Raw genomic sequence first — 21,842 nt, 5'->3', positions numbered from 1 at the left:
TCAGGAGCCCTTACTGGAGCCGAGCGAGGCCGCCGCGTCCCCGGCGGCCTTGCGGGCGCCCTTGATCACGGTGTCGTTGGACGGCGCGCCCTTCGACTCGAAGTCGCTGCCGTTGTAGGTGACGGTCAGCAGCATGTTCCCCGAGCGGACCGTCACGACGGACTCGCGGGTGTCCTGCTTGTCCTTCGTCGTGAGCGAGCTCGTCACGCGCGCCTCGTCCCCGAGGCCCTTGAGCGGGCTGGTCCGCTTCTCGCCGTCCCCGGCGGCGAACGCCTTCTTCGCCAGCTCGTCGGAGTCCTTCACCTCGAAGGAGACGTCGAGCCAGCGGTAGTCGTACCCCTTCAGGGCACTCCACGAGCAGCCGCGGCGGACCGATTCGTCGGTGGCCGACAGCTCCTTGCCGGCCGTCTTGGCGTCCGGCACGAGCGCCTTCACCGTCGCGGCGGGCAGCGACTCGCACGGGGCCGGCGGCCGCTCGTACGTCTTCGCGGCGACGGTCTCGCCGGGTTCGTCGGGCGCCGACGAGGTCGGCGCCGCCTCGGGGCGGTCGTCGCTCGTGGGCTCCGCCATGGGCCCGGCCGCGTAGGCCCAGCCGGCGCAGGCGAGCACGGCGACGGGCAGCAGGCGGGCGGCCAGGGTGACCGGGAGCGGGAGAGAACGCACGGCGTACGTCCCTTGCGTCAAGGGTGGGTGGGGGACGCCAGTCTCACACGAGTTGCTGTGTGCCGATACCGCCACTTCCGTCACCGGGACATCACGCTGGGGCACCGCCGTGGCGGGTCCGTGGGTTCGCGCGGGCGGACCGGTAGGATCCGGAAAAGTTGTTGGAGGACGCGGGCGACGGGCCCGCCGAGGTGGTTGGGGGTCGGCGTGGCAGCTGGTCGTGTGGTGCGCTTCGACGGGGCGCGCGGTTATGGGTTCATCGCGCCGGACGACGGCGGCGAGGACGTCTTCCTGCATGTGAACGACCTCCTGATCCCGGAGTCGTATCTGCGCACGGGGCTCAAGGTCGAGTTCGACATCGAGGAGGGCGACCGCGGGCCCAAGGCGTCGTCCGTGCAGCTCGCCGAGGGAGCGTCCGCGCCCGCGTCGGGGCGGAACGCGGCCGACGGCGACGACGTGCTGTGCGATGTGCTGCGCGTCGACGAGTTCACCAATGAGGTCACCGAGCTGCTGCTGCGCGCGGCGCCCTCGCTGACGGGTGAGCAGATCCTGGCGATCCGCCGCGAATTGGTGCAGAGCGGTCGCAAGCACGGCTGGGTGGACAGCTGAGGTCCATCCGCCCGAACGCATGGTTCCACCCAGACTCCCGGCCCTGTGCCGGGAGTTTTTGCGTGTCCGCGTGACCTGCGCTGAGCTGGGCCGATGCGGGTGATCGTTCTGTAGCGGGGCGTCCCATTTGCCGGTCGGGGTTATCCAATCTTCATCAAGAGTCGTCCGGCATCCGGACAACCCTCTTGTGTGCGGACTGTATGCGAAATACGTTCTGCCGTATTCCTTGATCGCTCACCCCTGACCCTCACCCCTGACCCCTCATCCCTGGCGGAGGTATGCCCTCGTGCGCCGAACAGCGGTTGCCCTGACGGCAGTTGTCCTGGCGATGTCCACTCTGGCGGGCTGCGGCTCCCTGCAGTCCTCGGCCACGGAGGTGGGCGGGGAGCGGATGACCGACAACCGCCCGGTCCGGGCCGGCGGGACGCTGACCGTGGCCCTCAACGCCGACCCCGACAAGCTCGACCCGACCCTCGCCCAGACCCTCGTGGGCCGCACCGTCTTCGCGGGCATGTGCGAGAAGCTCTACGACGTCAACGCCAAGGGCGAGGTCGTACCGCAGCTCGCGACCCGGCTGCCCGAGGTGTCGAAGGACGGCCGCACCGTCCGCTTCGACGTCCGCGAGGACGCCCGGTTCAGCGACGGCACCAGGCTGAACGCCGACGCCGTCGTCACCTCCCTGCTGCGCCACCGCGACCTCTCCGGCTCCGCCCGCGCCACCGAACTCACCCCGCTGAAGTCTGCGAAGGCCACGGGCCCGTACGGCGTGGAGCTCACCCTCAAGCAGCCGTACGTGCCGCTGACCGCGGTCCTCGCCGACCGCTCCGGCATGGTGATGTCGCCGACCGCGCTCAAGAAGTACGGCAAGAACTTCACCAACCACCCCTCCTGCGTGGGCCCTTACCGGTTCGTGGAGCGGGTCGGCGGTGACCGCATCGTCGTCGCCAAGGACCCCAACTACTACGACGCCAAGGACGTCCACCTGGACAAGGTGATCTACAAGCCGATCCCCGACGGCAGCGTCCGCCTCGCCAACCTGCGCTCCGGCGACGTCCAGGTCGGCGACCAGATGGTCCCCGTCGACGTGAAGAGCGCCCTCACCGACGACAAGCTGCGCCTGTTCAACTCGCCCTCGCTCGGCTACCAGGGCATCGGCATCAACGTCGGCAACGTCAAGGGCCTCGGCCAGGCACCCGGCAAGGTCGACACCGTGATGGCGAAGGACGTCCGCGTCCGCGAGGCCTTCGAGCTGGCCATCGACCGCGACCTCATCAACGAGGTCGCCTTCCAGGGCATGTACGAACCCGCCTGCGGCCCCATGTCCCCGGAGTCGGCCATCGCCCCCGGCGTCAAGGCGTCGCAGTGCCCGAAGCGCGACGTGCCCAAGGCCAAGCGGCTGCTGAAGGAGGCTGGGATCAAGGGCACCGTGCACGTGGAGATGAAGATCAACACGACGCCCGAGTGGAGCCGCATCGGACAGGTCATCCAGGCCATGGTCAAGGACGCCGGATTCGACCTCAAGCTGCGCCCCACCGAGTACGCCACCATGCTCGAAGAGACCGACAACGGCCAGTACGAGGCCTTCCAGAGCGGCTGGTCGGGGCGGCTCGACCCGGACGGCAACATCGCGAGCTTCCTCCAGACCAAGGGCGCGATGAACGCCTACGGCCTGGGCAGGCCCGAGATCGACGAGCTGATCAAGCGCGGCCGCGCCGAGTCCGACCCGGCCGAACGCGACCGTATCTACGCCGAGTTGATCCGCGAGGTGAACGCGGAGCACGCCCTGATCTACCTCTACCGCCAGAAGAACTACGTCGTCACCGGCAAGGACGTCGCGGGCCTGCGCGTCTACGGCGACGGCCTCGTCCGAGTCAAGGATGCGGGGTACGTCAAGTGACGACCGCTCACATCGCAGTCGAGAAGCCCGAGTCGAAGAAGCGTGAGCCGAAGAAGCCCGAGTCGAAGAAGTCCGGGCTGCTCGCCGGGCACCCGATGGCCGCGTACGTCCTGACCCGCGTCAGGCAGTCCGTCATCACCATGTTCCTCGTGTCGATCGTCGTGTTCGCCGGCATCCGCGCCCTGCCCGGCGACCCGGCACTCGCCCTCGCCGGCGAGGAGCGCAGCCCGAAGGCGCTCGCTGAGATCCGCGCCGCGTACGGGCTCGACGACAACATCGTCGTCCAGTACGGCCGGTTCATCGGGCACGCCCTCCAGGGCGACCTGGGCACGTCGTCGCGCACCGGACTGCCGGTCTCCGACGCCATCGCGCAGGCGCTGCCCGTCACCCTCGAACTCGCCGCGCTGTCCCTGCTCCTCGCGATCGTCCTCGGCGTCGGCGCCGGAGTCGTCGCCGCCGTACGGCGCGGCAGGCCCGCCGAGTGGATCGCCAACGCCCTTGCCCTGCTGGGGCTTTCGGTGCCCACGTTCTGGCTCGGCATCGTCCTCGTGCTCGCCTTCGCCATCGCCGTGCCCGTCTTCGCCGCCTCCGGGTTCGTGCCCTTCGGCGCCGATCCGGTGGACAACCTGCGCCGCATGGTGCTGCCCGCGATCGTCCTCGGCTCCGGGCTCGCCGCCGTCGTGATGCGCCAGACCCGCGCCGCGATGCTCGACTCGCTCTCCGCGGACTACGTGCGCACCGCCCGCGCCAAGGGCCTCTCGCGCCGGGAGGTGATCGGCGGACACGCGCTGCGCAACTCGCTCGTCACCGTCGTCACCGTGCTCGGCCTCCAGCTCGGCCACCTGATCTCCGGCGCGGTCGTCACCGAGCAGATCTTCGTGCTCCCCGGCTTCGGCAAGCTCACCATCGACGCCGTCTTCACCCGCGACTACGCGACGCTGCAAGGCGTGGTGCTGTGCACGTCGTTCGCGTACATCTTCATCAACCTGCTGGTCGACGTGGCGTACTCGGTCATCGACCCGCGCATCCGGCTCGGAGGTGCCCGGTGACCACGCTGGCTCTCACAGGAATACGCGCCCGCACCGCCGGGAACGCCAAGCTGCGCGCCCTGCGCAAGAACAAGCTCGCCATGACCGGCGCCGTCATCGCCGCCGTCTTCGTGCTCGCCGCGCTGTTCGCGCCGCTCGTCGCCCCGTACGACCCCGCGCGCGCCGACTTCGGACACGTACTGGCCGCCCCCAGCTGGTCGCACTGGCTCGGCACCGACGACCTCGGGCGCGACCAGCTGTCCCGCGTCGTGTACGGGGCGCGCGCCTCCATGCAGGTCGGCGTGCTCGCGGTGGCGCTCGCGTTCGTGATCGGCGTCCCGCTCGGGCTGCTCGCCGGGTACTACGGCAAGGTCGCCGACAGCGTCGTCTCCCGCGTCACCGACACCATGCTCGCCTTCCCGTTCCTGGTGCTCGCGGTCGGCCTCGCCGCCGTCCTCGGCCCCTCGCTCGGCAATGCGACCATCGCCATCGGCATCTCGCAGATCCCCGCCGTCATCCGCATCACCCGCGCCGAGACGCTCCGCCTCAAGCACGTCGACTACGTGGCCGCGGCCGTCGCCAACGGCGGCGGGGACGGCACCGTCCTGTTCCGGCACATCCTGCCCAACGCCACCTCCGCGCTCATCGTGCAGGCCACCGTGGGCATCCCCACCGCCATCATCGGCGAGGCCCTGCTCAGCTTCCTCGGCCTCGGTGTGCAACCGCCCGCCCCGTCCCTCGGCGTGATGCTGTCCTCCGCCCAGTCCTTCCTCGCGCAGGCGCCCTGGATGGCGGTGTTCCCCGGCCTCGCGGTCGTCGCCGCCACCCTGGCGTTCAACCTGCTCGGCGACGGTCTGCGCGACGTCCTCGACCCCCGTGGAGCGACCCGATGAGCGCCCCTGTGTCCACCGAACCCGTCCTCAGCGTGCGGGACCTGTCGGTCTCGTTCCGCTCCGACACCCGCACCGTGCACGCCGTCGACCAGGTCTCCTTCGACCTGCGCGCCGGTGAAGTGCTCGCCGTGGTCGGCGAGTCGGGCTGCGGCAAGTCCGTCACCTCCATGGCCGTCATGGGCCTGCTCCCGCCCACCGCGGAGATCACCGGCTCCGTCCGGATCGGCGACCGGGAACTCGCGGGCGCCGACGACCGGACGTACGGGAAGATCCGCGGCAACGACATCGCGATGATCTTCCAGGAGCCGATGACGTCCCTGAACCCGGTGCTCACCATCGGCCGGCAGATCGGCGAGGTGCTCCGCCGCCACCAGGGGCTCAGCAAGAAGCAGGCACGCGCGCGTGCCGTCGAACTGCTCGACCTCGTCGGCATCCCCGCGCCCGCCCAGCGCGTCGACGAGTACCCGCACCAGCTCTCCGGCGGCATGCGCCAGCGCGTCATGATCGCCATCGCGGTCGCCTGCGACCCGGCCGTCCTCATCGCCGACGAGCCGACGACCGCGCTCGACGTCACCGTGCAGGCGGGCATCCTCGAAGTCCTCCAGTCGCTGCGCGAACGGCTCGGCACGGCCATCGTCCTCATCACGCACGACCTCGGCGTCGTCGCCGACGCCGCCGACCGCGTCCTCGTCATGTACGCGGGCCGCCCCGTCGAACAGGCGCCGGTGCACGAACTGTTCGCCGACCCCCGGCACCCGTACACGCGCGGCCTGCTCTCCGCCGTGCTGCGCCCCGGCGGCGAGGGCAAGCGGCGCCTTCCCGAGATCCCCGGCCTCGTGCCGAGCCTCGACTCGCAGCCCGACGCCTGCACCTTCGCCCCCCGCTGCGCCCGTGCCGACGACACCTGCACATCGGGCCGCCCCGGCCTCAAGGCCGTCCTCGCGGACGCCGGGGCCGACGCCCCGCACCGCGCCGCCTGCTGGCACCCGTACACCCTCCAGGAGACCTCATGACCAGTAGTGACACGCCGGTTCTTGAACTCGTCGACCTGGAACGCCACTTCGCGGGCTCCGGCGGCACCGTCCGCGCCGCCGACGGCGTCACCCTGACCGTCGGGCGCGGCGAGGTCGTCGGCCTCGTCGGCGAGTCCGGCAGCGGCAAGTCGACCGTGGGCCGCTGCGCCGTCCGCCTCGACGAGCCCACCGCCGGCACCGTCCGCATCAACGGCACCGACGTGACCACCCTGTCGCGGCGCGCCCTGCGGCCCCTGCGCAAGGACTTCCACCTGGTCTTCCAGGACCCGTCGTCCTCCCTCGACCCGCGCATGACGGTCGGCGAGATCATCGCCGAACCCCTCAAGCTGCACCGCATCACCCGTACGAAGGAGGAGGCACGCGCGCGGGTCGCCGAACTCCTCGCCCAGGTGGGGCTGCGCCCCGAGCACGCCGACCGGCACCCGCACGAACTCTCCGGCGGCCAGCGCCAGCGCATCTCCATCGCGCGCGCGTTGTGCGTCGACCCCGACCTGCTGATCGCCGACGAGCCGACCTCCGCGCTCGACGTCTCCGTGCAGGCGTCCGTCCTCAACCTCCTCGCCGATCTGCAACGCGACCGAGGCTTCGGCTGCCTGTTCATCACGCACGACCTCGCGGCCGTCGAATACCTCGCGGACCGCATCGCCGTCATGTACCTCGGCCAGATCGTCGAACAGGCGCCCACGGCCGAGCTGTTCGCGAATCCGAAGCACCCCTACACGCAGGCGCTGCTCTCGGCCGCGCCCGTCCCGGACCCCACCACGCAGCGCAGCCGCGAACGCATCGTCCTCAGCGGCGAGCTGCCCAGCCCGCTCGCGCCGCCGCCCGGCTGCCGCTTCCACACCCGCTGCCCGCTCGCCGTGGAGCGCTGCCGCACCGAAGTCCCGGTGCTGCGCACGCTGGAGGACGGCCGCGAGGTCTCCTGCCACCTCGTCGCCGACGACGGCACCGCGCCGGACGCCGCGGCACCACCGCAGGCGCTGTCAGCGGCGCCTCGTACGATCCCGACAACCCGCACCGCCACGAGCTAGGAGCTTCCTTGTTCACCACCCGCCCGACCCTTCAGGGCACCTTCGGCATGGTGTCCTCCACGCACTACCTGGCCTCCCAGTCCGCGATGGCGGTCCTGGAGGACGGCGGCAACGCCTACGACGCCGCCGTCGCCGCCGGGTTCGTGCTGCACGTCGTGGAGCCGCACCTGAACGGGCCCGCCGGAGAGGTGCCGATCATCCTCGCGCCGGCCGGAGGAGAGGTGCGGGTGCTGTGCGGGCAGGGCGTGGCCCCCGCCGGTGCCACCGTCGCGCACTACAGGTCGCTCGGCCTCGACCTCGTCCCCGGCACGGGACCGCTCGCCGCCGCCGTGCCCGGCGCCTTCGACGCCTGGATGCTGCTCCTGAAGGACCACGGCACCAAGACCCTCGCCGAGGTCCTGAAGTACGCCATCGGATACGCCGAGGACGGGCACGCGCCCGTGGAGCGCGTCGGGGAGACCGTCGAGACCGTCCGCGAGCTCTTCGAGACCGAGTGGCCGTCCTCCGCCGAGGTCTACCTCGTCGACGGCGCCTCCCCGAAGCCGGGCGAGCTGCTGCGCAACCCGCAGCTCGCCGCCACCTGGAAGCGGGTCATAGCCGAGGCCGAGGAGACGGGGGGCGCCGACCGCGCCGCCCAGATCGAGGCCGCCCGGACGATCTGGCGCGAGGGCTTCATCGCCGAGGCGCTCGTCCGCCAGTCCCAGCGGCCCACCAAGGACACCAGCGGCGAGCACCACACCGGCACGCTGACCGCCGAGGACCTCGCCGGCTGGTCGGCGTCCTACGAGGCCCCGGCGACGTACGACTGGAACGGCTGGACGCTGTGCAAGGCCGGCGGCTGGAGCCAGGGCCCCGCCTTCCTCCAGCAGCTCGCCCTGCTCCCGCCGGAGCTGCCCGCCTACGGGTCCGCCGACTACGTGCACCTGCTCGTCGAGGGCTGCAAGCTCGCGATGGCCGACCGCGAGGCCTGGTACGGCGACGCGGCTCAGGTGCCGGTCGAGGCGCTGCTCTCGGACGCGTACAACGCCGAGCGGCGGGCCCTGATCGACCCGGAGAAGGCCTCCCACGAGCTGCGGCCCGGCAGCCCGCTCGGCGCCGCACCGCGTCTGAGCGCGCACGCCGACGCCGTCGCCTCCGGTGAGGCGGGCTTCGACGCCATGGGCGTCGCGGGCGCGGGCGAGCCCACCGTGCAGAAGTCGTCCGCGGCGGAGGAGGTCGCCGAGAACGGCGCCACCCGCGGCGACACCTGCCACCTCGACATCGTGGACCGCTGGGGCAACATGGTCGCCGCCACGCCCTCCGGCGGCTGGCTCCAGTCCAACCCGGTCGTCCCCGAGCTGGGCTTCCCGCTCGGCACCCGGCTCCAGATGGCGTGGCTCGACGAGGGCCTGCCGAACTCGCTGACGCCCGGCAAGCGCCCCCGCACCACGCTCACTCCGTCCCTCGCCCTGAAGGACGGCGTCCCCGTGCTCGCCTTCGGCACCCCCGGCGGTGACCAGCAGGACCAGTGGCAGGTGCACTTCTTCCTGGCGGTGGCGCTGCGCGGCTCGGTGCGCGGCGGGCTCGACCTCCAGGGCGCCATCGACGCCCCGAACTGGCACAACGACTCGTTCCCCGGCTCCTTCTTCCCGCGCGGCATGCGACCCGGCTCGGTCACGGTCGAAGCGCGCATGGACGAGGACGTCGTCGCCGAGCTGCGCCGCCGGGGTCACGACGTGACCGTCGGTGACGCCTGGTCCGAGGGGCGGCTGTGCGCCGTCGCGCGCGACCCGCGTACGGGTGTGCTGTCGGCGGCGGCGAACCCGCGCGGCATGCAGGGATACGCGGTCGGTCGCTGACCCGGCACGCTCCGTGTGGCCCCTGGAAATCATCCGGGGGCCACCTCGCGTTCATCTGCCGTGGGGGCGTTGTCAGTGGGCTGTGTTCTCATGGGGACATGATCGAAACGAAGACGGAAAGCATCGAAGACTTTCTGACCAGCAAGGTGACCAGCGATCTCGTCCGTGACGTGGAGCGCGTCGTGCGCGCCGCGGCGGCAGCCGAGATCACCCCGCGCTTCCGGCGCCTCGACGCGCACGAGATCGAGGAGAAGAGCGCCCCGCACGACCTCGTGACGGTCGCCGACAAGCGCGCCGAGGAACACCTCACCCGTGAGCTCGCCGCGCTCCTGCCCGGCTCCGTCGTCGTCGGCGAGGAAGCGGTCGCGGCCGACCCCACCACGTACGAGGCGATACGGGGCAGCGCCCCGGTCTGGATCGTCGACCCGGTCGACGGCACCCGCCAGTTCGTGCACGGCGACCCCGGCTTCTGCACCCTCGTCGCGCTCGCGCTCGACGGGGTGGTGCTCGCCTCCTGGACGTACGCGCCCGCGCTCGACGAGATGGCCGTGGCGGTGCGTGGGCGGGGCGCGCGGCTGAACGGCGAGGTGCTGCACGCCGGGCCTCCGGCGCCCGGCACCGACCTGCGGGTCGCGACCTCGCACCCCGACTTCACGACCGACGACCAGAAGCGTGCGCTGCTGGGGCTGCGGGCGGACGGTGTGGCGCCGCGGCCCTGCGGTTCGGCGGGGCTCGAGTACCTGGGCATCGCGCGCGGCACCGTGGACGCGATCGCGTTCAGCTGGGAGCTGGCGTGGGACCACGCGGCGGGGATCCTGCTCGTGGAGGAGGCGGGTGGGGCGCACCTCACGCGGGACGGTGTGCCGTTCGACATCCGTGGGGGGAATGCGTTGCCGTTCGCGGCGGGGCGGGATGCGGGGGTCGTGGGGCGGGTGGCGGGGTTGCTCGCGGGGTGAGCGGGTCTGTTGACCGGTGCCGTGGTTGCGGTCGCGGGGCTCCGCCCCGGACCCCGCGCCTCAAACGCCGGCGGGGCTTGATTGGTGGACTGCTCAAGCGCCGGTGGGGCTTGATTGGTGGACTACTCAAGCGCCGGTGGGGCTTGATTGGTGGACCCGTGTACCCGCGGAGCGGGAGTCGTGGGGGTGCGGCATATCCTGGGCGGGCAGTGGCCGTCGGCTGACGAAGGAGTCCGGAGGTGCCGTCCATGCTCGATGCCGTGGTGGTGGGTGCGGGGCCGAACGGGCTGACCGCAGCCGTGGAACTGGCCAGGCGCGGCTTCTCCGTTGCCGTGTTCGAGGCCGAGGGCACCGTGGGCGGCGGCGCCCGCACCGAGGAGCTGACGCTCCCCGGGTTCCGCCACGACCCGTGCTCGGCGGCGCACCCCCTCGGCATCAACTCCCCGGCGTTCAGGGACCTGCCCCTGGACCGCTACGGTCTCGACTGGGTCCAGCACGAACTGCCGATGGCGCACCCGTTCCCCGACGGCAGCGCCGCCGTCCTGTCCCGGTCCGTCGCCGAGACCGCCGCGTCGTTCGGCCCGCGCGACGCGGGCACGTACCGGCGGCTGATCGAACCGCTGCTGCCGCACTGGGACACCCTCGTACGGGACTTCATGTCGCTGCCGCTCAGCGCGCTGCCCCGCGACCCCGTGACGCTCGCGCGTTTCGGACTCGTCGGCCTGCCGCCGTCGACGTGGCTGATGCGCCGCTTCCGCGACGAGAAGGCTCCCGCCCTGCTCTCGGGGCTCGTCGCCCACGTCATCGCGCCGCTGGGCGGCCTCGCCACCTCTGCGGTCGGCCTGGTCTTCGCGCTGGCCGCCCACGCGCGCGGGTGGCCCGTCGCGCGCGGCGGCTCCCAGGCGATCTCCGACGCGCTCGCCGCGTACCTGAAGGACCTCGGCGGCGCGATCCACACCGACTACGAGGTGAAGCGGCTCGACGACCTGCCGCCCGCCCGCGCCTACATCTTCGACACGTCGCCGACGGCCGTCGCCAGGATCGCCGGACTCGGCCGCTTCTACGACGGGTTCCGGTACGGCGCGAGCGTGTTCAAGGTCGACTACGCGCTGGACGGCCCGGTGCCGTGGACCGCGAAGGAGGCCAGGTCCGCCGGCACGGTGCAGGTCGGCCCGTACCGCTCGGACATCGGCAAGGCGCTCGACGCCGCGTCGCGCGAGGGCCGCGGCCCCGAGGCCCCGTTCCTCATCACGGTGCAGCCGACCGTCGCCGACCCCACGCGCGCCCCCGAGGGCAAGCACACCTTCTGGGCGTACGGCCATGTGCCGAACGGCTGGGACGGCGACCTCACCGACGCCATCGAGCGCCAACTGGAGCGCTTCGCCCCGGGGTTCAGGGACCGGATCCTCGCGCGCGCGACGGCGGGCCCGCCCGAACTCGCGGTCCGCAACGCCAACTACGTGGGCGGCGACATCGCCTCCGGCGCGGCCAGCGGCCTGCAACTCCTGCTGCGCCCCAGGCTCTCCCTCTCCCCGTACACCACCCCGCACCCCGCCGTGTACATCTGCTCCTCGTCGACCCCGCCGGGCCCCGGCGTCCACGGCATGTCCGGGCACAACGCCGCGAAGGCGGTCTGGCGCAGGCTGCGAGCGGAAACGAACCGCCGCGACTGAGCGGCGGAGCCCCGAGGCGCGGGGGTGGCCGACGTCCATGTCGGATTCTCGCCAGCCGAGCTCCCCACCTTGCGGGACGCTGAATCCATGCACACCGACCCAGACCGCTGCGTCCGCGCAGTCCAGGCCAAGGACACCCGCTTCGACGGGGTCTTCTACACCGCCGTGGTGACGACGAGGATCTACTGTCGCCCCGGCTGCCCGGTCGTGCCGCCCAAGCCCCGCAACATGCGCTTCTACCCCAGCGCCGCCGCCTGCCAGCAGGCCGGGTTCCGCGCCTGCAAGCGCTGCCGCCCGGACACCACGCCCGGCTCCCCGGAGTGGAACCACCGCGCCGACCTCACCGCCCGCGCGATGCGCCTCATCGGCGACGGCGTGGTGGACCGGGAGGGCGTGCCGGGGCTCGCCCGCCGACTCGGCTACAGCGCCCGCCAGATCGAGCGGCAGCTCTTCGCGGAGCTGGGGGCGGGGCCCCTCGCCCTGGCCAGGGCCCAGCGCGCCCAGACGGCCCGCCTCCTCATCGAGACCACCGGGCTGCCGCTCTCCGAAGTGGCGTTCGCCGCCGGTTTCGCCTCGATCCGCACCTTCAACGACACGGTCCGCGAGGTCTACGCGCTGTCCCCGACGGAGCTGCGCACGCGCGCCCCGCAGGGCCGGACCGGCGCCCCCGGAGCGCTCGGCCTGCGGCTGCCGTTCCGCAAACCCCTCAACCCCGACAACCTCTTCGGCCACCTCGCCGCGACCGGCGTCCCCGGCGTGGAGGAGTGGCGCGACGGCGCGTACCGGCGCACCCTGCGGCTCCCGTACGGGCACGGCATCGTGAGCCTGACCCCGGGCGCCGACCACGTCGCCTGCCGTCTCGTCCTCACCGACCAGCGCGACCTCACCGTCGCCATCAGCCGCTGCCGCCGCCTGCTGGACCTGGACGCGGATCCGGTCGCCGTGGACGAGCAGCTGCGCGCCGACCCGCTGCTCGCCCCGCTCGTCGACAAGGCGCCCGGTCGCCGCGTGCCGCGCACCGTCGACGAGGACGAGTTCGCGGTGCGCGCGGTGCTCGGCCAGCAGGTCTCGACCGCCGCCGCCCGCACCCACGCCGCCCGCCTGGTCCTCGCCCACGGCGAACCCGTCGACGACCCCGAGGGCGGACTCACCCACCTCTTCCCGTCCCCGGCGGCGCTGGCCACGCTCGACCCGGAGTCGCTCGCGCTGCCCCGCAGCCGCCGTACGACACTCACCACCCTCGTACGCCGACTCGCCGACGGGGAACTGTCGTTGGGGCCCGAGTCCGACTGGGACGAGGCCCGTGCCCGGCTCGCCGAACTGCCCGGCTTCGGCCCCTGGACCATCGAGGCGATCGCCATGCGCGCCCTCGGTGACCCGGACGCCTTCCTCCCCACCGACCTCGGAATGCGCCGCGCCGCACAGGAGTTGGGCCTGCCCCACACCCCGGCGGCCCTGACCGCGAGGGCCGCCGCCTGGCGCCCGTGGCGCGCGTACGCGACCCAGTACCTGTGGGCGACCGACAGCCACCCGATCAACTTCCTTCCCGCGTAAGGAAAAGCACGCCATGACCAGCTCCACGCTCCACACCGTCATCGACAGCCCCTACGGCCCCCTCACCCTCGTGTCGACCGACTCCGCCCTCTCCGGCCTCTACATGACGGACCAGCGCCACCGCCCGCCGCAGGAGACCTTCGGCGCCCGCGACGAGCGCCCCTTCGGCGCGGTCATCGACCAGCTGAACGCCTACTTCCAGGGCGAGTTGAAGAACTTCGACCTGCCGCTGCACCTGCACGGCACCCCGTTCCAGCGCCGCGTCTGGGAGCAGCTCCAGCTCATCCCGTACGGCGAGACCCGCACCTACGGGGAGCTGGCCGAAGCCCTCGGAAACCCGAACGCCTCCCGCGCCGTCGGCCTCGCCAACGGCAAGAACCCCATCGGCGTCATCGTCCCCTGCCACCGCGTCATCGGCGCCAACGGCGACCTCACGGGCTACGGCGGCGGCCTGCCCCGCAAGCGCCGCCTGCTGGACTTCGAACGCTCCGGCGCGGGCCCCACCGCGCTGTTCCCGCTCTCGTAGACCGACTCCGCGTCGACGAACGGCACGAGCCGGCCGCCGCGCGTGCACCCGTCGCTGGGGTCGGCCTGCCGGAAGGGGTTACGCCACGGCGAGCTCCGCGAGCAGCCGTGGCACCGCCGTCCCGATCGGTTCCCGGACGACCTCGTCGGCCACGTCGTCGTACGGGGTCGGTTCGGCGTTGACGACCACCAGGCGGGCGCCGTGTTCGGTGGCGAGGCCCGCGAGGCCGGCCGCCGGGTGGACCTGGAGGGAGGAGCCGACCGCGAAGAACACCTCGCAGGCCTTCGTGATCTCGACGGCCTCGCCGAGGACCAGTGGGTCGAGGTGCTCGCCGAACATCACCGTCGTCGACTTCAGGATGCCGCCGCACACCAGGCACAGCGGGTCGTCCTCGCCCAGGTCGAGTCGGGCGAGCGCCTCCTCCATGGGGCCGCGCGCGTCGCACTGGGTGCACATGAACTGCCGCGCCGAGCCGTGCAGTTCGAGCACCTTGCGGTCGGGCAGGCCGGCGCGCTGGTGCAGTCCGTCGACGTTCTGCGTGAGGACCCGGACCGGGACGCCGGACGTCTCCAGCTCGGCGATGGCCCGGTGCGCGGGGTTCGGCTCGGCGGTCAGCGTGACCGCCCGGCGCCGCACCTGCCAGGCGCGGCGCCGGATCTCCGGGTCGTTCATGTAGTACTCGTACGTGACGAGCTTCTCGGCGTCGGGATCCTTGCGCCACACACCGTTCGGGCCGCGGTAGTCCGGGATCCCGGAGTCCGTGCTGATACCGGCGCCGGTGAGGATCGCAACCTTGGTCATGCCACCGAGCGTAGGACAGCCCGCGGACCGCGCGCAGGGACGGGTCAGCCCGTCTCCTCCGCGTGCACCGGCTTCGGGATGAGCAGGGATGCGAACAGGGCCGCCACGATGAGGACCAGGCCCGCCACGACACCGGCGCTGTAGCCGCCGACCGAGCTGCCGTCACCGGGGGCGACCGCGTCCACCGCGGCGTAGAGGACCACGAAGCTCAGGCCCGCGCCGAGGTTGAAGCAGCCCGCGTTGAGGCCCGGCAGGAAGCCGGGGTTCTCGGGCGGGGAGAGCACGATGCCGAGGCCGTTGAGCATGATGTTGGCCATGCCCGCGTAGGTGGCGCCCAGCAGGATCGACACCGCGAGGAGCAGGCCCGGCGAGTCCGTCTGGAGGGTCAGCAGCGCCAGCACCGTGGCCGCCGCCGTGGCGATCAGGCCGGTGCGCAGGACACGGCCGTAGCCGAAGGTCCCCGCGAGGCGCCCGGAGACCGGGCCCATGGCGAGGCCCGCGAGTGCGTACGGGGTGAGCGTCCACCAGGTCGCGCCCTCGGCGCCGAGCCCGAGGCCCACCGAGGTGTCCTGGGCGAAGCCCGGCAGGAGGCCGTTCATGAGGGCGAAGACGCCGGTCATGGTGAGCATCGTGGACAGCAGCAGCGACCACGTCGCGCGCCGCTTCAGCAGACGCGTGGTGACCAGCGGGTGCGCGGACCGGTTCTCCATCCGCCAGAACGCCCAGAACGCGAGCGCTGCCACGACCAGGAGGCCGATCGCGAGCGGCCAGTTGGCGGCGGCCAGCTTGCCCGCCTCGTTGAAGGCGATCAGCAGCGCACCGACGGAGATCACCAGCAGGAGCACGCCGGGCCAGTCCATCGGCGGCCGCTCGTTCGCGCGGGACTCCGGGGCGAAGAGGCGGACGAGGACCGCCGAGAGCGCCGCGAAGGCGGTCATGACCCAGAAGATCGACGCGTAGCCGTAGTGCTCGGCGAGGGAGCCGCCGGCGAAGGAGTCGACGCCCGCGATGCCGCCGTTGACGGCGGTGACGACGCCCATGAGCGTGCCGTACCGCTTCGGGTCGGGGACCTCGACGCGCAGCATGATCAGCGCGAGCGGGATGGTGGGCCCGGAGGCGCCCTGGACGACCCGGCCGACGGCGAGCACGCCCACCGACGCCGCGAGCGCGGAGATCACGCATCCGACGGCCATCAGGACCATCATCCCGGTGAGCACCTTGCGGCGGCCGATCAGGTCGCCGAGGCGCGGCAGGAACAGCGAGAACAGCGCGGCGGCCGTGAAGAACGCGGTCTGCGTGACACCGATCGCGGACGCGGTGGTGTCCAGCTCGTCCGCCATCGTGGCGAGCGCCGGGCTGAGCATCGAGGCGTTGAGCTGGAAGGCGAAGCTGGCCGCGAGCAGCGCGACCATGAGGGCGCCGATCCGGACCGGGCGCCCCGCGTCGGGGCCGCCGGCCGGGGAGTGGGGGGAGGCGGCGACGTTCATGCGGCGGGCGTCCCGTCCCCGCCGGGCTCACCGATGCGGACGAGGGCGTCGACCACGAGGTCCCAGAACCGCTCGTGGTCGAGGTCGACGGCGACCTGGGTGTGGCAGTCGGCGGGCGCGGGCGCGCGCAGGTCGGTGACGGTCATGCCGAGCGTGAGGGAGCCGCGCAGCTCGATGTCGACGGGTGCCTTGCGGACGGTCATGACGCCCGGGTCGATGACGTAGGCGACGGCGCACGGGTCGTGCACGGGCGGGTGCTCGAAGCCCTGGTTCTCGCGGTAGGCCTCGCGGAAGAAGTCGAGCAGTTCGAGCACGAACCGCGCGGGCTTCGTCCCGACGGCCTCGATCTTCTTCTCGACCTCGGGGGTGGCCAGCGCCTGGTGGGTGAGGTCGAGGCCGACCATGGTCACCGGCCACGGCTCGTTGAAGACGATGTGCGCGGCCTCGGGGTCGATCACGATGTTGAACTCGGCGACCGGGCTCCAGTTGCCCTCGTGGTAGCCGCCGCCCATGAGCACGACCTCGCGCACCCGCTCGACGATGCGCGGTTCCTTGCGCGCGGCCAGGGCGATGTTCGTGAGTCCTGCCGTCGGCACGATGGTGATCTCGCCCGGCTCGTGCGCCATGACCGTGTCGATGATCAGGTCGACCGCGTGCCGCTCGTCGAGGGCGAAGGCGGCGTCCGGGAGGGCGGGCCCGTCGAGCCCGGTGTCCCCGTGGATCTCCGGGGCGGTCTCGATCGTACGGATCAGGGGGCGGGGGCACCCGGCCGCGAACGGCACTCCGGTGATCCCGGCGATCGCCGCCACGGAGAGCGCGTTGCGCGTCACCTTCTCCAGCGTCTGGTTGCCGACGACCGTGGTCACGGCCACCAGCTCGACCTCGGGATTTCCGTGCGCGAGCAGCATCGCCACCGCGTCGTCGTGTCCCGGATCGCAGTCGAGAATGATCTTCCTGGCCAACGGAATGAGCCCCTTTGCTCGATGGTCCTGAAAAAACTGTCCACCGAAACATCACCAGGCGCCAGGGCAGCTGTCAACGCGCGTAGATGTCGCGCGGGCGCGGTGGAGGGAAGGTGCCGGTGCCGCTCAGGCCCCGGGCTCCTGCGCCAACGCGACGGTCCGCTCCGCCAGTTCGTCGATACGGGCGTTGTCGAAGCCGAAGACCGCGCTGCGCAGCCGGTTCTCCAGCGGATCCGTCCACTGCGCGGGGATCGCCCCGGCCCCGTTCAGGACGCCCGCGAAGGAACCGGCCGTCGCGCCGTTCGAGTCCGTGTCCAGGCCGCCGCGGACCGTGAGGGTGATGGTGCGGGTGAAGTCGCCGTCGCCGTACAGCAGCCCCGCGGTGAGCACCGCGGCGTTCGGGACCGTGTGGATCCAGCCGAGCCCCGCCGTCTCCCCGGCGACCGTGGCGAGGGTCTCCTCCCAGGTCAGGCGGGATTCGTGGAGGGAGGCCGTACGGCGTACGACGCGGGCTAGGCGGCTGCTCGCGGGGATCACGGCGAGCGCGGCGTCGACGGCGGCGCGCGGGGTCGGGGCGGTGAAGGCGGCGGAGATCAGGGCGGCGGCCCACATCGCGCCGTAGACGCCGTTGCCGGTGTGCGACAGGACGGCGTCGCGGCGGGCCAGGGAGGCCGCGCGGCGCGGGGCGCCGGGGTTGGTCCAGCCGAAGACGTCCGCGCGGATCAGGGCGCCGATCCACTCCTGGTGCGGGTTGTCGTACGTCGCCGTGAGCGGCGGCTTCAGGCCGTTCGCGAGATTCCGGTACGCCGCGCGCTCCGCCGTGAACGTCTGGAGGTACGGCAGGCGCAGCAGCCACAGCTCGCCCACCTGCTCCGTGCTGAACCCGAAGCCGTGCGTCTCCAGAAGGTGCAGACCGAGCACCGCGTAGTCCACGTCGTCGTCGCGGCAGCTGCCGTGGATGCGGCCGCGTACGCACTGGCGCCACTCGGGGCGCAGCGCCGACGCCACGTCGTCCGACGGGGGTTCCGGCAGGTAGTCGGTCAGGGGCAGGGCCTCGGCCTGCCGCAGATAGCGGTCGATGCGCTCGCGCGTCCACACCTCGCCGCGCTCGACCGGCTTGCCCAGCATGTTGCCGGCGATCCGGCCGAGCCAGCCGCCGAGCACGCGGTCGGCGAGGGGGCGGTCGGGTGGGTCGGGGAGGTCGCTGAGCCCGGGGCTCGATGCCGTCATGACACCGGTCTACCCGCTTTTGAAGATCAACGGTCGCCCTGGTTTGCGACTCGTTGTACGGATATTTCGGCGGCCGGTACCGGTCCGGGGGCCGGACGGCCATGGGCAGCGGGCCCCTCCTGCGGTTAAGGTCGCAGCGGCGCGACTGCCTTGACGTGAGCAAGGCGTGAACAGCAAGGGGAGAGCAAGGTGGCGGACGCTGCACAGGCCGCGCGGCACGTGTTGATCGCGGCGGACAAGTTCAAGGGCTCGCTCACCGCCGTGCAGGTCGCACAGCGTGTGACGGCGGGTCTGCACCGGGTCGCGCCCGAGGTCACGGTGGAGTCCGTGCCGGTCGCCGACGGCGGGGACGGGACGGTGGCGGCGGCGGTCGCGGCCGGGTTCGAACGCCGTGAGGTCCGGGTGACCGGGCCGCTGGGCGAGCCGGTCGTCGCCGCGTACGCGCTGCGCGAGGGCACGGCCGTGGTCGAGATGGCGGAAGCCTCCGGCCTCCAGCTGCTGCCCGAGGGCGAGTTCGCGCCGCTGACGGCGACGACGTACGGGTCCGGCGAGGTGATCACCGCGGCGCTGGACGCGGGGGCGCGCTCGATCGTGTTCGGGGTGGGCGGCAGCGCCACGACGGACGGTGGCGCGGGGATGCTGGCCGCGCTGGGCGCGCGGCTGCTGGACGCGCAGGGGGCGCCGGTGGGGCCGGGAGGCGGTGCGCTCGCCGAGCTGGCGTCCGCCGACCTCTCCGGTCTCGACCCACGCCTCACGGACATCGAATTCGTGCTCGCCAGCGACGTCGACAACCCGCTGACCGGGCCGAAGGGCGCGCCCGCGATCTACGGGCCGCAGAAGGGCGCCACCCCCGAGGACGTCGCCGAACTCGACGCGGCGCTCGGGCACTTCGCGAAGGTGCTCTCCGAGTCGGTCGGGCCGAAGGCGCTCGAGTACGCGGAGTCGCCGGGTGCGGGCGCCGCGGGTGGCATCGGCTACGGGGCGCTGGTCGGCCTCGGCGCGAGCTTCCGCCCCGGCATCGAGGTCATGCTCGACGTCCTCGGCTTCGCGCCCGCCCTGGAGCGCGCCGACCTCGTGATCACCGGCGAGGGCTCCCTGGACGAGCAGACGCTGCACGGCAAGGCCCCGGCGGGCGTCGCCGCGGCGGCCCGCGCGGCGGGCATCGAGGTCGTCGCCGTGTGCGGCCGCCTCGCGCTGCCGCCGGAGGCGCTGGGCCGCGCCGGAATCCGCCGCGCGTACGCCCTCACGGAGGTGGAACCGGACGTGTCCCGCTGCATCGCCGAGGCGGGACCCATCCTGGAGGACGTCGCGCAACGCATCGCGACGGACTTCCTGCGCTGATCCGCGCACCTGGGCGCAGACGCCCGGTCCGGCCGGGTGCGCCGTCACGCGGCCGGCCCGGCGCCAGAGCCGAATCGCCCGCCCCGAAGTCCGCCGGAAAGGGCCTCTCCGGGGCGTTGGTGGCCCCGCCCGGACGACTTCCGCCGGACCGGGGGCCGCGGTGACCGGGTGGGGGCCGGAGGCGGGCACGTGTCCGTACGGGGCGTCGCCGAAAAGGCCCTCACCAGCGCGGATGCCCGCCGCCGACTAGCCTGGCGCTCCAGGGGCAACGCGCTGGCGATGGGGGTACGTTGAAGCGGTACATGCGGTCCATGGACGACGTTCTGGGGATGCTCGACCGGGCCTTTCCCGGTGACGGCGGAGCCGACTGGTGGGACCGGTTCTACGCCGACCGGGACCGCGGCGTGCCGTTCTTCGTGGACAAGGCCGACGAGAACCTCGTCGCCCACCTCGACAGGGGCACGCTCCGCGCGGAGGGCCGCGCCCTCGACCTCGGGTGCGGGCCCGGCCGCAACGCCCTCCACCTCGCCGCCCGCGGCTTCGACGTGGACGCCGTCGACCTGTCGGCCACCGCCGTGGCGTGGGGCAAGGAACGCGCGGCCGACGCCCCGGCGGGGGAGCGGGTGCGGTTCCACGAGGGGAGCATCTTCGATGTGCGGCTCCCGCACGCCACCTACGACCTCGTGTACGACTCCGGGTGTCTGCACCACCTCCCGCCGCACCGCCGCGTCAGCTACCTCGACCTGCTCGACCGCGTCCTCGCGCCCGGCGGGCACTTCGGCCTCGTCTGCCTCGCCGCCGGGGCGACGGGGTCCGAGGTGCCCGACGAGGAGCTGTACCGCAGCGGCGACCTGGGAGGCGGGCTCGCCTTCGCGGGCGGTGAACTGCGGTACTTGTTCGGCGAGTTGGCCGAGGTCGAGATTCGGCCCATGGCCGAGCAGGGCGAGGGATCGGTGACGTACGGCGTGCCCTATCTCCTCACCGCGCTGTTCCGCCGACCCGAAACCCCCTCACCCCGGTGACAAGCGGTACGCGTCCAGCGCCAACGTCATCTCCATCAGATCCCGCGGCCGCGACAGCGACCGCGACGTCAACTGCTCAAGCCTGCGCAGCCGGTTGAAGACCGTGTTGCGGTGGCAGTACAGACGGCCCGCCGCCCGCCCCGCCGACCCCTCGCACGCCAGCCACGCGTCCAGCGTCTCCAACAGCACGGCCCGGTCGGCGGGTTCGAGTTCCAGCAGCGCGCCGAAGACGCCCGACACGAGGCGCTGCGCCAGATCCGGCTGGCTCACCACGAGCGCCGTCGGCATCCGCTGGTCCAGACGGACCACCCCCGTCGTGTCCGGCGGGCACGTCCGCAGCGCCAGCTCGGCGAGGCGGCGCGCGTGCCCCAGCTCGGCCAGCCCCTTGACGACCGGGCTGACCCCGCCGGGCCCGGGGCAGCGGCCGTCCAGCAGCTCCTCCAGATCGTCCAGCGTGCGCCCCGCGCCGAGCGCCGCCACCCCCACCTCGCAGTCCGCCCGCATCCGCCACACGAACCGGAACCGCGGATCCTGGAGCCGCCGGTGGAACGCCTCCCGCCCGCCCTGCCGCTCCACCCGGAGCACCACCACCGCGTACGGGCCGTGCTCGGGAAGATCTAGGCCCGCCGCCGCCCGCGCCGCGAGCCCCGGCGCCGGACGGCCGTCCAGGAGCGCGTCGAGCAGCGCCTGGGTCTGCTCGTCGGTACGGCGGCGCAGCTCCAGCTCCGTGGCCCGGTACGCCTCGGACGCCGCCTCGGCCTGCGCGTCCACGGCCGCCCACACCATCGTCGCCGAACGCATCAGCGCCTTCAGGCGGGCCGGTTCGCCGCCCGCGCTCTCCATCAGGGCGTCCCACACGAGATAGCCCGCGTTGCGGTAGGCGTGCACGAGGAGGTCGAGCGGGAGCCCCTGCCCGGCCCGGCGCCGGCCGGCGTCCTCCGCGTACTCCAGATCCCTGCGCGGCGAGTCCCGCGGCGCCGAGATCGTCTCGATGCCGATCCGCATCGCCTGCTCGGCCTCCCGCCACTGCGCGTCGTACGGCAGCACCCGCGCGTAGACGTCCGAGTGCGCGAAGAGCTGCCGCAGATGCTCGTCGACGAGCTCCGGGAGCCGTTCCAGCAGAGCCGCACACGCCTCCTTCAACAACTGCCAGTCCTGACCCGTGCGGTGCTTGCGCGCGCCCATCGCCCCTCCCCAAAAGCCGTGGAGCCACGGCAGTACGAGCCGTAAAGCGACGGCAAAGAACTCATCCGCTTGTGCGGAGGATGCCACCCGCCCCGCCTCCCCGGCAGGCCCC

The 21,842-nt window shown here is 72.7% G+C and carries 19 protein-coding genes; 13 read left to right on the top strand and 6 right to left on the bottom strand.

What is annotated here, in order from left to right; translation table 11 throughout:
• On the bottom strand, positions 1–663 hold the full coding sequence (locus ACYBSK_RS26410) for a hypothetical protein (protein ID WP_460243596.1): 663 nt from the start codon (positions 661–663) through the stop codon (positions 1–3).
• A 207-nt stretch (positions 664–870) separates the two neighbouring features.
• Between ACYBSK_RS26410 and ACYBSK_RS26405 the strand changes: the two genes are divergently transcribed.
• The 11 genes from ACYBSK_RS26405 (at position 871) to ACYBSK_RS26355 (ending at position 13,702) form a co-directional block, all read left to right on the top strand.
• The gene (locus tag ACYBSK_RS26405; protein WP_457479716.1) at positions 871–1,272 is read left to right on the top strand and encodes a cold-shock protein; all 402 of its coding nucleotides are present in this window, start codon (positions 871–873) and stop codon (positions 1,270–1,272) included.
• A gap of 328 nt (positions 1,273–1,600) precedes the next feature.
• A complete protein-coding gene (locus ACYBSK_RS26400) occupies positions 1,601–3,169 on the top strand; it encodes an ABC transporter substrate-binding protein (RefSeq protein ID WP_460243595.1) in 1,569 nt (522 codons plus the stop codon).
• Between the two features lie 95 nt (positions 3,170–3,264).
• Positions 3,265–4,218: an ABC transporter permease gene (locus tag ACYBSK_RS26395; RefSeq protein ID WP_457481864.1), complete on the top strand. Its 954-nt coding sequence runs from the start codon at positions 3,265–3,267 to the stop codon at positions 4,216–4,218.
• An 80-nt stretch (positions 4,219–4,298) separates the two neighbouring features.
• Positions 4,299–5,090 (top strand): ABC transporter permease, encoded by a 792-nt coding sequence (locus ACYBSK_RS26390; protein WP_460247104.1) that lies wholly within the window; start codon positions 4,299–4,301, stop codon positions 5,088–5,090.
• Entirely contained in the window at positions 5,087–6,103 is a 1,017-nt protein-coding gene (locus ACYBSK_RS26385) for an ABC transporter ATP-binding protein (RefSeq protein ID WP_460243594.1), read from the top strand. The genes ACYBSK_RS26390 and ACYBSK_RS26385 overlap by 4 nt, the downstream gene beginning before the upstream one ends.
• A complete protein-coding gene (locus ACYBSK_RS26380) occupies positions 6,100–7,155 on the top strand; it encodes an ABC transporter ATP-binding protein (protein WP_460243593.1) in 1,056 nt (351 codons plus the stop codon). The genes ACYBSK_RS26385 and ACYBSK_RS26380 overlap by 4 nt, the downstream gene beginning before the upstream one ends.
• An 8-nt stretch (positions 7,156–7,163) precedes the next feature.
• Positions 7,164–8,993 carry a gamma-glutamyltransferase family protein gene (locus ACYBSK_RS26375; RefSeq protein ID WP_460243592.1) on the top strand — a complete coding sequence of 610 codons (1,830 nt, stop codon included), beginning with the start codon at positions 7,164–7,166 and terminating at the stop codon, positions 8,991–8,993.
• A 98-nt stretch (positions 8,994–9,091) separates the two neighbouring features.
• Positions 9,092–9,949, top strand: a complete 858-nt coding sequence (locus ACYBSK_RS26370; protein WP_460243591.1) for an inositol monophosphatase family protein — start codon at positions 9,092–9,094, stop codon at positions 9,947–9,949.
• A 248-nt stretch (positions 9,950–10,197) separates the two neighbouring features.
• The gene (locus ACYBSK_RS26365) at positions 10,198–11,622 is read left to right on the top strand and encodes a phytoene desaturase family protein (RefSeq protein ID WP_460243590.1); all 1,425 of its coding nucleotides are present in this window, start codon (positions 10,198–10,200) and stop codon (positions 11,620–11,622) included.
• A gap of 87 nt (positions 11,623–11,709) precedes the next feature.
• Positions 11,710–13,176, top strand: coding sequence for an AlkA N-terminal domain-containing protein (locus ACYBSK_RS26360; protein WP_460243589.1), 1,467 nt, complete (start codon positions 11,710–11,712; stop codon positions 13,174–13,176).
• Positions 13,177–13,189: 13 nt separating this feature from the next.
• On the top strand, positions 13,190–13,702 hold the full coding sequence (locus ACYBSK_RS26355) for a methylated-DNA--[protein]-cysteine S-methyltransferase (RefSeq protein WP_457479708.1): 513 nt from the start codon (positions 13,190–13,192) through the stop codon (positions 13,700–13,702).
• 78 nt (positions 13,703–13,780) lie between these two features.
• On the opposite strand, the gene ACYBSK_RS26350 is transcribed toward ACYBSK_RS26355, so the two are convergent.
• The 4 genes from ACYBSK_RS26350 to ACYBSK_RS26335 form a co-directional block, all read right to left on the bottom strand.
• Positions 13,781–14,503, bottom strand: a complete 723-nt coding sequence (locus ACYBSK_RS26350) for an SIR2 family NAD-dependent protein deacylase (RefSeq protein ID WP_457479707.1) — start codon at positions 14,501–14,503, stop codon at positions 13,781–13,783.
• Between the two features lie 44 nt (positions 14,504–14,547).
• Complete coding sequence (gene uriT / locus ACYBSK_RS26345) at positions 14,548–15,990, bottom strand: uridine transporter UriT (RefSeq protein WP_460243588.1); 1,443 nt, start codon at positions 15,988–15,990, stop codon at positions 14,548–14,550.
• Positions 15,987–16,952, bottom strand: coding sequence for a uridine-preferring nucleoside hydrolase UriH (uriH, locus tag ACYBSK_RS26340; RefSeq protein WP_457479705.1), 966 nt, complete (start codon positions 16,950–16,952; stop codon positions 15,987–15,989). The genes uriT and uriH overlap by 4 nt, the downstream gene beginning before the upstream one ends.
• Before the next feature lie 126 nt (positions 16,953–17,078).
• Positions 17,079–18,182, bottom strand: a complete 1,104-nt coding sequence (locus tag ACYBSK_RS26335) for an ADP-ribosylglycohydrolase family protein (protein WP_460243587.1) — start codon at positions 18,180–18,182, stop codon at positions 17,079–17,081.
• Positions 18,183–18,371: 189 nt separating this feature from the next.
• On the opposite strand from ACYBSK_RS26335, the gene ACYBSK_RS26330 reads away from it, so the two are divergent.
• Both ACYBSK_RS26330 and ACYBSK_RS26325 read left to right on the top strand, forming a co-directional pair.
• Positions 18,372–19,523 (top strand): glycerate kinase, encoded by a 1,152-nt coding sequence (locus ACYBSK_RS26330; RefSeq protein WP_460243586.1) that lies wholly within the window; start codon positions 18,372–18,374, stop codon positions 19,521–19,523.
• Between the two features lie 311 nt (positions 19,524–19,834).
• Positions 19,835–20,545, top strand: coding sequence for a class I SAM-dependent methyltransferase (locus ACYBSK_RS26325; protein WP_457479702.1), 711 nt, complete (start codon positions 19,835–19,837; stop codon positions 20,543–20,545).
• On the opposite strand, the gene ACYBSK_RS26320 is transcribed toward ACYBSK_RS26325, so the two are convergent.
• Entirely contained in the window at positions 20,534–21,730 is a 1,197-nt protein-coding gene (locus ACYBSK_RS26320; protein ID WP_457479701.1) for a helix-turn-helix domain-containing protein, read from the bottom strand. The genes ACYBSK_RS26325 and ACYBSK_RS26320 overlap by 12 nt on opposite strands.
• Positions 21,731–21,842: the final 112 nt, after the last annotated feature.

It is taken from the genome of Streptomyces sp. BYX5S (assembly GCF_054724165.1).
This window is presented reverse-complemented; position numbering and strand designations above follow the sequence as displayed.